Source organism: Vibrio sp. 10N.261.51.F12, from assembly GCF_041471725.1.
Classification (GTDB): Bacteria; Pseudomonadota; Gammaproteobacteria; order Enterobacterales; family Vibrionaceae; genus Vibrio.
Genome location: NZ_JBFROV010000020.1, coordinates 41,624 through 54,864, shown reverse-complemented (window position 1 = coordinate 54,864; position 13,241 = coordinate 41,624). Strand labels below are relative to the sequence as shown.

Annotated in this window: 11 protein-coding genes; 9 read left to right on the top strand and 2 right to left on the bottom strand. The window is 45.2% G+C overall.

Annotation, left to right across the window (positions count from 1 at the left end; translation table 11 throughout):
* Window positions 1–88 precede the first annotated feature (88 nt).
* Window positions 89–1,654, bottom strand: a complete 1,566-nt coding sequence (locus tag AB4405_RS13820; RefSeq protein WP_102470178.1) for an arylsulfatase — start codon at window positions 1,652–1,654, stop codon at window positions 89–91.
* Window positions 1,655–1,827: 173 nt separating this feature from the next.
* Here AB4405_RS13820 and AB4405_RS13815 point away from each other — a divergent pair, with 173 nt between their 5' ends.
* Genes AB4405_RS13815 through AB4405_RS13785 form a run of 7 tightly spaced genes read left to right on the top strand, consistent with a single transcriptional unit; the run spans window position 1,828 to window position 9,547 of the window.
* On the top strand, window positions 1,828–2,814 hold the full coding sequence (locus AB4405_RS13815) for an AAA family ATPase (RefSeq protein WP_372061363.1): 987 nt from the start codon (window positions 1,828–1,830) through the stop codon (window positions 2,812–2,814).
* Window positions 2,815–2,828: 14 nt separating this feature from the next.
* Entirely contained in the window at window positions 2,829–3,791 is a 963-nt protein-coding gene (locus AB4405_RS13810; protein WP_372061362.1) for a DUF58 domain-containing protein, read from the top strand.
* Window positions 3,791–4,294: a DUF4381 domain-containing protein gene (locus tag AB4405_RS13805; protein WP_372061360.1), complete on the top strand. Its 504-nt coding sequence runs from the start codon at window positions 3,791–3,793 to the stop codon at window positions 4,292–4,294. The genes AB4405_RS13810 and AB4405_RS13805 overlap by 1 nt, the downstream gene beginning before the upstream one ends.
* Entirely contained in the window at window positions 4,281–5,504 is a 1,224-nt protein-coding gene (locus tag AB4405_RS13800) for a VWA domain-containing protein (protein ID WP_372061359.1), read from the top strand. The genes AB4405_RS13805 and AB4405_RS13800 overlap by 14 nt, the downstream gene beginning before the upstream one ends.
* Window positions 5,497–7,233 (top strand): VWA domain-containing protein, encoded by a 1,737-nt coding sequence (locus AB4405_RS13795; protein WP_372061358.1) that lies wholly within the window; start codon window positions 5,497–5,499, stop codon window positions 7,231–7,233. The genes AB4405_RS13800 and AB4405_RS13795 overlap by 8 nt, the downstream gene beginning before the upstream one ends.
* Complete coding sequence (locus AB4405_RS13790) at window positions 7,223–8,572, top strand: BatD family protein (protein WP_372061357.1); 1,350 nt, start codon at window positions 7,223–7,225, stop codon at window positions 8,570–8,572. Before AB4405_RS13795 ends, AB4405_RS13790 begins: the two co-directional genes overlap by 11 nt.
* 60 nt (window positions 8,573–8,632) lie before the next feature.
* Window positions 8,633–9,547, top strand: a complete 915-nt coding sequence (locus AB4405_RS13785; protein ID WP_372061356.1) for a LysR family transcriptional regulator — start codon at window positions 8,633–8,635, stop codon at window positions 9,545–9,547.
* A gap of 220 nt (window positions 9,548–9,767) precedes the next feature.
* Here AB4405_RS13785 and AB4405_RS13780 read toward each other — a convergent pair whose 3' ends face one another.
* Window positions 9,768–10,553, bottom strand: coding sequence for a formylglycine-generating enzyme family protein (locus AB4405_RS13780; protein WP_372061383.1), 786 nt, complete (start codon window positions 10,551–10,553; stop codon window positions 9,768–9,770).
* A 232-nt stretch (window positions 10,554–10,785) separates the two neighbouring features.
* Here AB4405_RS13780 and AB4405_RS13775 point away from each other — a divergent pair, with 232 nt between their 5' ends.
* A complete protein-coding gene (locus AB4405_RS13775; protein WP_372061355.1) occupies window positions 10,786–12,138 on the top strand; it encodes an anaerobic sulfatase maturase in 1,353 nt (450 codons plus the stop codon).
* Window positions 12,139–12,146: 8 nt separating this feature from the next.
* A complete protein-coding gene (locus AB4405_RS13770; RefSeq protein ID WP_372061354.1) occupies window positions 12,147–13,208 on the top strand; it encodes a hypothetical protein in 1,062 nt (353 codons plus the stop codon).
* The last annotated feature ends 33 nt before the right edge of the window (window positions 13,209–13,241 follow it).

The window sequence follows — 13,241 nt, the reverse complement described above, 5'->3', positions numbered from 1 at the left end:
ATATAGTTAGCCTGATTACAGCGAAGCGCTCGCTAAAAAGCCGCTAACAGGGTTAGCGGCTCAGACATAGGTGTATCAATACACTAACTTACTTAAGAACTTGTTGGCTAACTTGTTCCAATTGTTGGAGTTTGCCTTGCAGCATGTAAGTATTTTGGTTGAAGTTACCCGGGTTTAGCACTTGGCTATTTTGCATTGGGTAACCTGGCAACGTTGCCATGAAATCTTGAACTTTGCCGCCTACTGGTACAAACAACCACATGTTGTCAGCCATCCAGCGTAGGTACATACCTGATTCATGAGGTGCTTTCTCAAATGGGTCAGCACGTAGATGTACTACTTGAGGCCAGTTAGTTTGGAAGCGAACTGCATCAACAATGTTACCTTCTAGGACAGCGAATGAGATTTTGAAGTCGTTCCAACGTACGGCGTTCAATTCAGCATTAGCAGAGAAGTACAGCATTGAATCACGAGGACCTTCTTCCGTTTTACCTTCAAAGAAAGGTAGGAAGTTGTAGCCATCTAAGTGTACACGCCAGTTTTTGTTGTTGTACGTAGCACCTTTATCCGACGCTAGCTTCTCAACAACTTTGTCATCACCTGCCGCGGCTAAAAGCGTTGGAATCCAATCTTGGTGAGCCATGATGTCGTTAATCTTAGAACCTGGTTCAATGACACCAGGCCAGCGAACGAGTTGAGGTACACGCATACCGCCTTCGAATGTTGTTCCTTTCTCACCGTGGAATGGCGTTGCGCCGCCATCTGGCCAAGAAACCGTTTCAGCACCGTTATCAGTAGAGTAAATAACGATGGTGTTGTCAGCGATGCCTAGATCATCAAGTTTATCAAGCAAGATACCAACGTGGTCATCGTGCTCTAGCATGCCATCTGCGTAGATACTGATGCCAGATTTACCTTGGTATTTTTCTTGTAAGCGCGTCCAAACGTGCATACGAGTGGTGTTGTGCCAAATGAAGAATGGTTTGTCAGCTTTCACTGCTTTTTCCATAAAGGCTAAAGACTCTTCTAGGAATTCCTCATCGGCATTTTCCATACGCTTACGCGTCATTGGTCCGGTATCTTCAATCTTGCCATCGGCAGTAGATTTGATTACACCGCGAGGGCCGAAGTTCTTACGGAACTCTGGGTCTTTCGGGTAGTAGTATGTCTCTGGCTCTTCTTCCGCGTTCAGGTGATAAAGGTTGCCAAAAAATTGATCAAAACCGTGGTTGGTTGGCAAGTGTTTATCTTGGTCACCCATATGGTTTTTACCAAACTGGGCTGTCATGTAGCCTTGCTCTTTTAGCAAGTCCGCGATGGTTGGCGCCCAATCAGGAATACCGTGGTCAGAGCCAGGCATACCGATCGTCAATAGGCCAGTACGGAAAGGTTCTTGACCCGTCAAAAATGCAGCACGACCTGCAGTACAAGATTGTTGACCATAGTGGTCAGTGAACAAAGCACCTTCGTTTGCGATACGGTCAATGTTCGGTGTTTGATAGCCCATCATGCCATTGTTATAAGCGCTGATATTGTAGATACCAATATCGTCACCCCAGATAGCAAGAATATTTGGTTGCTCTGCGGCAACTGCTGCGCCAGAAGCGGCGAGTAAACCGACGCCAATAGCTGCTTTATTAATACGGGTCGTCATAGGGACTCCAATTGTTTTTTTGTGATTGGAAATTAAGACGTTATTTGTGTGGAACGTCCTGTTGGCGACTAAACTAATCTTAATATTTGCAAGCGTCAGTTTATAGTGACTATAACCAAAGGTTATGAGCCGCTTAGGTATTATCAGAACACTCCAATTCGATGAGATAACACATGAATCCAGCACAACAGAAAATCGGCGAACTTATCACCCGTATTGAGCAAGATGTCGTGGGTCAACACCACGTTGTGAAGGCTTTAGTGCTGGGGCTGCTAACGAATGGACACATATTATTAGAAGGATTGCCGGGGACAGCAAAAACACGTTCGGTAAAAGCGTTAGCGAATACGCTAAATGCAGATTTTGGTCGTATTCAATTTACGCCAGATTTATTACCTTCAGATGTGACGGGTACCGAAATTTATCAAGAATTTGAAGGCAAGCCTCAACTCACATTTCAGCGTGGCCCCATTTTCAATAACATCGTGTTAGCGGATGAAATTAACCGCGCGCCGGCTAAGGTTCAGGCAGCGTTGCTAGAGGCCATGGCGGAGTCAACGGTCACGGTGGGTGAACAAACTCACGTTCTACCTGAGCTATTTATGGTCCTTGCGACCCAAAACCCAGTGGAACAAGAGGGAACGTATCCATTACCAGAAGCACAAATGGACCGTTTCATCATGAAAGTGGATGTGGACTACCCAGAAGACGATGCTGAGTTAGCGATTATTCGACTCGTCAGGGCTGAAGAAGAACAAACCTGCAAGCCAGATCTTGATGATGGACAAGCATTGACCATTGACCCGGCCGTTATCCTTCAAGCCCGTCGCGAGCTTCCAAGTATTGTTGTCTCCGAACTTGTGGAGCGATACATTGTCGCGCTGGTGATGGCGACGAGAAAACCAGAGCGATACGCAGACACTAAATTGGCTGATTGGATTGCGGTTGGCGCCAGCCCAAGAGCATCAATCGCGCTCGACAAATGCGCACGAGCCAATGCGTGGCTAGAAGGGCGGGATTATGTTCTTCCTGATGACGTCAGAGCAATGGCCTCTATGGTTTTAGGGCACCGCTTTAGCTTGTCTTATGATGCGTTAGCCGATGGAATTACCCACCAAACGGTTGTGGACACGTTGCTTGATTCTGTCGAAATTGGCTAAAAGGGGCGTTCAATATGATGATCCCACCAACCCCGCCAGTACCGCAGAGCATCGACGCAAGAATCCATTGTGATTATGCACAACTCGTGCGCTTGCAATCACAATCTCAATCCTTCCACTTGTTGCCAAACCTGAAAGCGGGCAGTGCCTTATCGGGACGGCATCATTCCCTTTTTCGGGGACGAGGGTTGAATTTCGAAGAGTTGCGCCATTACCAACTGGGTGATGATATTCGGAATTTGGACTGGAAAGTGACCATGCGAACCGGTAAACCTCATGTGCGTACGTACACGGAGGAGAAAGACCGCGACGTCATGATCGTTGTCGATCAACGTAGTGCCATGTTTTTTTCGTCGGTTGAAGTGATGAAGTCGGTCGTTGCAGCGGAAATCGCCGCGTTATGCGCATGGCGCGTGCTCAAAGACAGCGATCGGGTAGGTTTTTTGATTGCCGATCATCGTGCGTTGAGTTGGAGCAAATCGAAGCGTTCACAAAATGATGTTCTTGCTCAACTGAAAAAGCTGGCGAAAGCAAACCAAGAACTGAATGTGTCGACTGTGGATCAAAATGGCACCAGTTTTGACGATATCGTTCAATTATTGCTTCGCTTAAAGTTGAGGTCTACCACGCTTATTATTATCAGTGATTGGAGTGATGCTAGCGAGCAAAATCTGTCTCACTTGACCCGAATGCAGCAGCACAACGATGTGCTCGCGATCATGGTTTCAGACCATTTAGAGCAACAACTTCCCAGCGGCATGTCTGAACATGGTTGGGTCATGGGAAATGGGCAGCAGCAACTCAGTATTCAAAATGAGTCGATGTTGGTTTCTGTGAACCGTCAGCTCACTCTCAATATAGAATCTAAACGTGAGCAGCTCTCGAAACTGATGCGCCGGAATCGTATTCCTCTTGTGGAAGTCGATACGTCAGGCACACATTTGGCGCAGTTTAAGAAAATGATAGGGGGTAGTTGATGACTGAGCATCGGCCACCCAGTACGTACATTTTACGTGAACTTATTGATATCGATGTACCAGTGCCCGTGAGCTGGGTACCTCAAACCGTAGGATGGAAAATAGTCGCCGCCGTACTGTTTGCGCTTCTAATGTGGGCGGGGTATCGCTGGATAAAGCACTGGTGGAACAATCGTTATCGAAACGAAGCCATTCATGAGTTGGTTCGTATTAACTTGAGCAGTTCTCTCGCAGAATACCACCTCTTTTTAGTGACGAAAACGGTGTTGCGCTACTTAGATTCAAGATTGGCAAACGCTTTTGGGCAGCAGTTCTTATGCGCTTTAGACGACTTTGGCTCATCTAAGACGAGGCCACTGTCGACCGAACTCGGTGTGGCTTGGATGGATAGCTTAGTCACCCCAAATTTTGAATTATCTCTCGAACAGAAACAAGCATTGGTAACAGAGTTAACCTTATGGATTAAGCATCATCAGTCCGGAGGTGATCATGTCGTTAGCTAGTTTTGGATTGCTTAACATCGAAGTCGGTAATATGCAGCTCAGTAGTTTGGAGTTTGTTCACCCGATGTGGTTGCTGGCTCTGCCATTGCCATGGCTTATTTATAAATTAATTCCTGCGTACCGTACAAAGAAGCAAGCCACAAAAGTCCCGTTTTTTAGCGTGTTAGTTGAAGCTATTGGTGAGCCGCCTAGTGATGGTGCACATCAATTAAAAGCACGCTGGTGGCAGCGCTTTGTGTTAATCAGCGCTTGGCTTTTAGTGATTTTGGCACTGACGAAACCGATGGTGTTGGGTGAACCACAAACACGCGAACGCTATGGACGAGATATTATGGTCGTACTTGACCTTTCTGGCTCAATGGCAGAGAAAGACTTTGTTTCTTCAAGTGGCAAGAGTGTCAATCGCCTTGATGCGGCCAAACAAGTGCTTAATGAGTTTGTTGATCAACGAGAAAGCGATCGGTTAGGCATGATCTTGTTTGGTGACGCCGCATTTGTTCAGGCCCCTTTTACTGCTGACCATACAGTTTGGAAAGCATTGCTATCAGAAACTGAGGTGGCGATGGCTGGCCCGAGTACATTACTTGGTGATGCTATTGGTTTAGCGATCAAAATGTTTGAGATTCAAGCCCCCGGATCTAACGCGGCAGAGCATAATGCTAGAGAGAAAGTGGTCATCGTGCTGACTGATGGCAATGATACCGGTAGTTTTGTTGCTCCGATAGACGCGGCTAAGGTTGCCGCCGTCAAAGGTGTCCGCATTCACATGATAGCAATGGGTAATCCACAAACGGTGGGAGAACAAGCGCTGGATATGGACACTATCAATCGAGTCGCAGGCGAAACGGGGGGGGAATCGTTTGAGGCGCTCGATCGTGATGCTTTACTGCGGGCATATCAAGTCATCTCTGATCTTGAACCCACGCTGTACGAAAGTACGACTTATCGTCCTAAGCAGAGCCTTCATCATTATTTGGTGTCACTGGTTATTATTATTGTTTTGTTGGCATTCGTTATTGCTAGCGTTCTTCGTGTCTTGACGAAAAAGGCAACATCGCGCGTTACACCTAATGCAGTAATAGGAGCTAATGCAGCAGTAGGAGCTAATACTCGGGTAGAAGATGCACTAACAGGAATGAGTACATCTGCAGGAGCGAGTACGCCTGTCGCTGATAGTACGAATGATCAGTCGGAGAAGAATCATGATTGATATTCATTGGTTTGAACAATTCATCGCCCAGTTTCATTTTATTCGACCGATATGGCTAATCGCGTTTGTCCCTATGTTCGTGGTGTTTTACTTACGCTGGAAATGGGAATCCTCATCGAGCGCCAATAGCTTTTTGCCGGCTCATCTGGAGAAAGCGCTCACCATTCAATCACAAGGGTGGAAAAACCAACTGCCTTTGAAAATGTTGATACTTGGAGTCAGTTTATTGATTGTCGTGGCATCGGGGCCAACATGGCAACGTGAAGCGTCGCCTTTTGGTGAGGACAAAGCATCACTTGTTATTGTGTTGGACGTTAGCGAAAGTATGCTGCAACAGGACATTGCACCTAATCGGCTTGAGCGAGCGAAACAGAAAATTCAAGATTTATTGGACGCTCGACACGGTGGTCGAACCGGACTTATTGTTTACGCAGGTTCGGCTCATATAGCGATGCCTACCACTCAGGATAATCGAGTGTTTGCCCCATTTCTGTCTGCGATCAGTCCTGAAATCATGCCTGTAGCGGGAAAATCGGCAGAGCAAACTCTGCCATTGATTCAGCAACAACTGGATGGTCAACCAGGGAGCTCAGTGTTGCTGATCTCTGATGGCGCAACCCCAAGTGCCGTCAGTGCCTTTGAACATGCATTTTCTCAATCTCCGACACAACTTCTAATCTTAGCGATGGGGAATCGTGACGTTGTCACTCAAAGCCCTTTGGACCTCAATTCATTGCAACAACTGGCAAGCAGTGCGAACGGACAAGTCCTTGAAGCCACCATTGATGACCAAGATATCAAGGCTTTAACACGTTATATCGACACTCACATGGAGATGAATGGTGAGTCAGCGATGCCGTGGAAAGATATGGGCTATGGATTATTGGTTCCCATTGCATTGATGTTGTTACTTTGGTTTAGAAAAGGTTGGTTAGTGCAATGGTGTTTGGTCATGACGTTTGCATTACCTGCAATGATGCCGACTAGTGCATGGGCGGATGATGAGAGGGCTCTGAATGGTCAACAAAGTGCGCAGCTCGAAGCCAATTCTCAAGGTAATACAGAACAAATGGACACGATGTTACCGAAGAAAACGCTAGGGGATTCCGCGTATCGATGGTGGATGGACTTGTGGTTTACACCCGATCAACAAGGACAAAGGTTGTTCGATGAGCAAAGGTACTTAGAGGCAGCACAGCATTACACTGACCCCAAGTATAAGGGCGTAGCTTATTATTACGCGATGGAGTACCCATTGGCCCATAGTGAGTTTCTCAAAATGGACAGTGACCTTGGTTATTATTATGCCGCCTCTGCGCTTGCTCGTCAGAGAGAATACATCGCTGCGCGAAACATGTTGCGCGCCATTTTGGAATCTGACTCGTTGTCGGATCGGTTAAGGCCAGAGGTTCAGCAAAACTTATCGGTGATTGAGGGCATCATTGGTGAAATTAATCGAGTAAGTGAAAGCCAAACCAACACAACAGAAAGCATGGAAGAGTCAATTGAGCTTGGTGATAACCCTCAAACGGCGGAAGGCGCAGAAGAAATTACGAATCAGGAGTTGATGAAAAAGGAAACACTCAACGCCAATGAGATCCTGGGAAGCGAAGCCTTGGCCGACAAGTGGTTAAAACGTGTCGAAGCAGACCCTAAGCAATTTCTGCGTGCTAAATTTCAGATTCAATACCTAAATCAGCAAGCAATAGGAGCGAAAAATGAATCTTAAGTCGTTACTATTATCGCTAGTCATCGTTTTTTATTCTTTGGTTCATGCTTCTGCATTCGCGAGCGTTTCAGTCACTAAAAGTAATAATACAGGCACGACGAATCCTGTTGTTGAAATGTCAGTATGGCTAGGTTCTGATAGAGAGGAAAAAGACCCTACCTTCACAACCAATGAACAAGTGGTATTGTCAATAGAAGTGGCCACACCTCGTTGGTTTAGCGGTGGTACCCGAATTGGCAGCATAGAGGTCCCCAATTTGATTGCCATGCAACGCAATCCAATGGGTATTAATGGTACTGAGCGAAGAAATGGTCAGACATGGTCAACACAACGTTGGGAAGTGACCTTGTACCCACAAGCCTCTGGAAAGCTAGTAATACCACCAATAGCGGTGAAGGTGCAGGTATCAACAGAGAATAAAGGCAGTGTACCGATTACCTTTTATACTAAACCGATGTCGTTTGATGTCCATATGCCAAGTGGTCACCTGTCATCACAACAGGCATGGTTGTCAGCGTCTGATATGACACTTGAACAACACTGGGAATTATCGAATACCGAGCTTAAAGCTGGCGATACGATCACACGAACTGTGACGTTAAATGCGAGTGATACCTTGTCTATCCTCATGCCTAATCTTATTCATAATGTCGCCAGTGAGCGCTATCAGACTTATTCGAAACCACCGGTGTTAACCGACACGCACGAGCGAGGCGATTACGCGGCTGAGCGTATAGAACAATCGACCTATGTGTTGCAAAATGGTGGTGAGGTCATTTTACCTCCTATTGAAATCAAATGGTGGAACACGGACAAGGAAGTGTTAGAAACAGTGATGCTCGAAGGGAAGGTCATTCATGTTGACCACACCTTTGCATCGTTTATGAGCAGCTATCAACAGACTATCATTCGCCTAATGATAGCCTTGATGGTAATCATTATATCCAGCGTGTTTATTTACCAACGTGTTCGTAAGAATGGTTTGCCAGAGGTTGTGTCTATGCTTTTGGCGTTGAAAATGAGCCGTTTTGCAAGAGTGCGCCTGTTGACGTACCGACGTCTGCGAAAAAAACAAGGAAAGGTTGAGTTATCACTCGTATCTAAAGAAAAAGAGTGGCTGGAACGGTCCCGAAAATGGCAAAATGGCAGTGAAAATAAACGCTTATATTTCCGAGTTTGGCGAAAGATCAACGCAAATCAAACAAGTAAACATAATGAGCCAAGGACATCTACGTTTGGTGCCTTCATGGCTTGGCTTATTCCACCAGCATTGTCATTTCCGAATAAGCCACGGTTAAAAGACCCTAAAGTTGGTCTATCGGAAGACAAACGAAACTGAACAAGATACTAAATTTGACAACCACCACATTGCAATAGAGTGGCGTGGTTATGGATGGCTATGAAAAATACAGAACTGAATCTTATTCCTATTTTTGTCGCAATTTATGAAGAAAGCAATCTCACTAAAGCCGCTAATAGAATGGATATTAGCCAACCAGCAGTAAGCAAAGCTTTAGCAAAACTGCGTGATATTTACGACGATCCTTTGTTCCACCGAACCGCTTCTGGTGTGGACCCGACGCCGTTTGCCAGCGATATTTATCCGGCATTGGCGGCGGCACTGAAGAACTACACGTCGACCCTGTCTGCATCAAGAGGGTTTAATCCGAAGAAATCGAAACGCATTTTTTCAATTGCTAGTGTGTCTCCGGCAAGCTTTAACCTTATACCCAATGTCATGAAGCTTATTAGTGCGGTAGCTCCAGATATCTTTTTAGAGGTCCACTTACTGTTTACGGAAGATTATGAATCCGACCTACGTTTACAGCGGTACGATCTCATCATCGATATGACTCCTAAAGGCAGGACGTCACTAAAATATGAGCGTCTTTATAATGAGTATTTACAAGTCGTGTGCAGTCAAGACCATCCACGGATTGGGGATACTATTGATATCCAAGAGTTTTTAAATGAAGAACATGTTGTTGTATCACGTTGGCATACTCGACGCAGTTTGCTCGAAGTGAATGACCTTGAGGAGCTTCATAATAGGCGAGTTGTGTATCGCGCGGCCGGTGCAGTAGAAATGTTACCAGTCATTCAAGAAACTGAATATATTGGTATTCTTCCAGAAGCAACGATTGAGGAGTTTTCGTCAAAATACAACGTTAAGGGCATACCTTTACCGTTTGAGTTACCGGACGTCGGGCTTTGTATGATTTGGCACCCTAGCCGAACCAACGAAAGTGGGCACAGGTGGCTACGTAACAAATTTAGAAAAGCAGCAAAAATGAGAAAAAATAGAGACAGTTAATGTACCTTAAAAACAATAACTTAAAGCATGAAGCATGAAGCATGAAGCATGAAGCATGAAGCATGAAGTAAGGTGATCAGTCACGAACGCTAGTCACTCACAGGAAAATGCACGTAATGAACGATTAAATAGTGAATACACAACCTTTGTTGCCTTGGATGACTGTTATTGTTCCAATAAATAAGGTGCTCATGCTCGAGATGGGCACCTTATTACCGTTTTAATCGCTATCTTTTGCAAGACGTAATCCAATGTCTGACATGATGATCGATTGACTTGCGAAATCGCGTTTAAAGTTCTCAGAATCCTTTTCTGGATAGGAAAAGCTGCCGCCGCGTAGAGATTTATGGGCGAGTTTTATATCTGTATCCTGTGCATTGTTGGGGTTATCTGTTGGGCCGTAACGATAAAACGTATCATCAAACGCATCCATGACAAATTCACCCACGTTGCCAGTCATGTCGTATAACCCAAGTTCATTAGGCGCTTTTAACCCAACAGGGTGGGCTTGATTTTTTGAGTTCCCCGCGTACCACGCGACGTCTTCAATATTGTTTGAGCCGCTATAAAGGTAACCTTGACTTAGATTGCCACCACTGGCTGCAAACTCCCATTCCGCTTCAGTAGGCAGCCGATATTCTTCGCCAGTCAGTTCGTTTAAGCGTTGGATAAAATAATTGGCTTGTTGCCAACTGAGATTGTTGACGGGGATTTGATCGCCTGCAAAATAGCTCATTGATGAACCCATGACGGATTCGAACAATGCTTGAGTCACTTCAAATTTTGAAATGTAGAAGCTATTGACGGAAACCGTTCTTGATGGTTGCTCTGCTTTTGATGCGCTTTCTTGGTCTGAACCCATGGCAAACGCGCCGCCTTCGACTAAAACGAGGTCATCGTTAATTTGCTGTGCGATAGGATGCGCTGTTTGTGTCCCGCACCCTGCTAACACAAGCGTTAAGGTCAGTGCGCAGTACTTGCTTAACGTCGATTTTGTCCGTTTCAGTGGATTGAATCTTGATTGACATTGCTCATGCTGACCTAAAGGTAATTGACCCAATGTAACTTGATGTTGCTGTGTTTTATTTGAAGCCGCCATCACAGAATGTTCTCCAGTCTTTGTGGACACACAGAGTATCGGGTTTGGTCATTCCATTTGGTTATAAAGGGTATAACGAGCAAATGGAAGTGCTCAGAATTATGATGGTGACTACTCATTAATTTCAGGTGTTTTTAGTATGCATATCAGTCAAGGCCCTCAGTTTAACGGCAAAGCATCGAAGCGTTTACATGCAATGGCTAAGCCAATTGGCGCAGCATGTAATATCGACTGTACTTACTGTTATTACTTAAGCAAACAGGACTTGCTGGAATACAAAAAAGGATGCTCTCCGAGGATGGACGATGAGACGTTAGAAACGTACATTCGCCAGTACATCGAAGGTCAAAATACACCTGAAATTATATTCTCGTGGCAAGGCGGTGAGCCGACCATGTTGGGGTTAGATTATTTTGAAAAAATTGTTGGATTACAGGCAAAGTATCAACCGCAAGGCATCATTATTTCTAACGACTTACAAACGAATGGCACACTACTGAACGATGACTGGTGTGAATTTTTAGCGAAGCATCAGTTTTTGGTTGGTCTGAGTATAGATGGGCCAGAACTGCTGCATAATACTTATCGCACCAATCGAGCTGGACGCGGTACATTCCGACAGGTTATGAACGCCGTTGAGTTACTTCACAAACATAACGTGAAGTTTGCAACATTAACCTGTGTAAATAACTTAACCAGTCAGAACCCTCTTGAGGTATACCGCTTCTTGCGAGATGTCGTTAAATCGCCGCAAATGCAGTTTATTCCAATTGTTGAACAAAAAACATTCCGTACTACCGCACCACAGACTTGGGATGCTAACGACCAATTAAAGCAAGGGGATAAGCGACTGATCCCAGGACACAAAGATTCAGTTGTAGAGCCTTGGTGTGTCTCTGATCACGCGTGGGGCAATTTTCTTATTGCAGTGTTTAATGAATGGATTCAACACGATATTGGTAAGGTGTTTGTTCAATATTTTGAAGCAAGCGTCGAAACGTGGACAGGACGTCCTAACCCATTGTGCACACTGAATGAATTGTGCGGCAAGGGGTTAGCGATGGAACCAAATGGCGACGTCTATGCATGTGACCATTATGTGTATCCAGAATATAAAGTTGGCAATATTCATCATCAGAAGTTGGATGACATGGCTTACAGCCCGACCCAGCAAAAATTTGGGTTCGCGAAGTCACGAACATTAACCAGTCAGTGCCAAACCTGTGACTATAAGTTTGCTTGTCATGGGGAATGCCCCAAAAATCGATTTATCCGAACAAAATCTGGCGAGCCGGGCTTAAATTATTTATGTGCTGGTTGGCATAAATTCTTTGCTCATGCCGATAAAGCGTTGGCCTACATTTTGCGCGCGGCAGGGCACCCGGTTGTGCATGGTAAGTTCAACGATGAAGCGCTGAAGAAACAACGGTTAGACGCCTTGTCAGCTCGTACCCATAGCAACCCAGTTATTTCATACAGTACTAAGCTTTAGGATTGAAAATGATGAATAAATCGCTATCTAATACCGCTCGTTCAGTGGCCTCTGTCGCCATTTTGTCGGCGACCATCGCTTCAACCGCTTTTTTTCCTGCGCTTGGCTTTGCAGAGGAAATGGGCTCAGCGGACTCAAACAATGCGCCAGCAACGACGAGTATCGAACAACAGCTTAGTCAATTGTCTTATACCGCACAAAACATCAATGAGTCACCAGAGGTACGTGCCAATGCCTTGAGGGAGTTAGCGAATTATCCTAGTCAGAATGCACTTGTTGCCGTTGCTAGAGGGCTAAAAGACTCTGAGTTTGTCGTACGAGAAGCAGCTATTGTTGGCGCAGAACCCTATCCGCTTGAACATCGCTGGCGTATGGTTGCGCCGTTATTGAATGATGAACACGAATCGGTTCGAACAACGGCTGCCGCCAGTTTGGTTCGAGATTATGATAACGTAACGCCGGAACAACAAAAGCAACTTGAACTGCCAATCGCGGAGTTAAAAGATTACTTGGATGACAAAAGTGATTTTGCCTCTCAGCTTCTGCTTGCTGATGTCCTTCGTTGGAACAATGAATGGTCAATGGCCGATAAGAAGTATCAAACACTGCTTATCAAACATTCAGATAATCCACAGATATGGCTTAATATCGCCGATAACTACCGTGCACAAAATCAAGATCAACTTGCGATTGAAACCTTAGATACCGCGATAGATGTTAATCCAGATACGGCGTCTCTGCATTACTCAAAATCATTGACATTGGTTCGCATGGAGCAAAAAGAAAAGGCCGCAAGCGAAATAGAAAAAGCTGCAAAGCTTGCCAAGGACAACAGTTATTACTGGTATTTAAACGGTGTTTTGCAAGAGCCACTTGATGTCGATAAATCGACTCAGTCATTTGAAAAAGCTTACCTGATTTCCGGTGCGCCAGAGCAATTATACGCCGTCTGTGATATTTATGTGCGTTATGGTAATGACAATGCAAGTCAATGCTTAGATGAGCTCGGAAAAATCGCACCAGCGTATGTTATTGAAGAATTAAAGGCTAAGTTGGTTACCAAAGGGTAAGTTTAATTAATACACAAGAAAAACCCCAATAGT

Coding starts and splice junctions, on each gene's coding strand:
- AB4405_RS13795 (WP_372061358.1), top strand. CDS start 5,497: ATGATTGATATTCATTGGTTTGAACAATTCATCGCCCAGTTTCATTTT.
- AB4405_RS13785 (WP_372061356.1), top strand. CDS start 8,633: ATGAAAAATACAGAACTGAATCTTATTCCTATTTTTGTCGCAATTTAT.
- AB4405_RS13775 (WP_372061355.1), top strand. CDS start 10,786: ATGCATATCAGTCAAGGCCCTCAGTTTAACGGCAAAGCATCGAAGCGT.
- AB4405_RS13805 (WP_372061360.1), top strand. CDS start 3,791: ATGACTGAGCATCGGCCACCCAGTACGTACATTTTACGTGAACTTATT.
- AB4405_RS13790 (WP_372061357.1), top strand. CDS start 7,223: ATGAATCTTAAGTCGTTACTATTATCGCTAGTCATCGTTTTTTATTCT.
- AB4405_RS13810 (WP_372061362.1), top strand. CDS start 2,829: ATGATGATCCCACCAACCCCGCCAGTACCGCAGAGCATCGACGCAAGA.
- AB4405_RS13820 (WP_102470178.1), bottom strand. CDS start 1,654: ATGACGACCCGTATTAATAAAGCAGCTATTGGCGTCGGTTTACTCGCC.
- AB4405_RS13800 (WP_372061359.1), top strand. CDS start 4,281: ATGTCGTTAGCTAGTTTTGGATTGCTTAACATCGAAGTCGGTAATATG.
- AB4405_RS13815 (WP_372061363.1), top strand. CDS start 1,828: ATGAATCCAGCACAACAGAAAATCGGCGAACTTATCACCCGTATTGAG.
- AB4405_RS13770 (WP_372061354.1), top strand. CDS start 12,147: ATGATGAATAAATCGCTATCTAATACCGCTCGTTCAGTGGCCTCTGTC.